Below are 250 nucleotides of genomic sequence, written 5' to 3' on the forward strand. Positions count from 1 at the left end.
ATCCAGGTGCCGTCGGCATAATCCCGGGGCGCGGCGCAGGCCTTGATGACTGCGGCAAAATCCCGGTCGAACGTCACCTCATAACGCCGCTTGCGCAACAGCTTGCCCAGGCTGCGCGAGACGTGCAGCTCGTCGGGAAACAGCACCGTACGCGGATCCGGCGACCACCACAGGATCGGCTGGCCTTCGGAGAACCACGGGAAGCAGCCGTGGCGATAAGCCTGGATCAAGCGGTCGGCGGACAGGTCCC

General features: G+C 65.6%; 1 protein-coding gene. It reads right to left on the reverse strand.

The window, feature by feature from the left end; translation table 11 throughout:
• Positions 1 to 250, reverse strand: a 250-nt coding sequence (locus OC610_RS29345) for a leucyl/phenylalanyl-tRNA--protein transferase (protein ID WP_269808117.1), incomplete at both ends; no start/stop codon positions are given.

This window comes from Pseudomonas agronomica (genome assembly GCF_025917275.1).
In the GTDB taxonomy this organism is placed as follows: Bacteria; Pseudomonadota; Gammaproteobacteria; order Pseudomonadales; family Pseudomonadaceae; genus Aquipseudomonas; species Aquipseudomonas agronomica.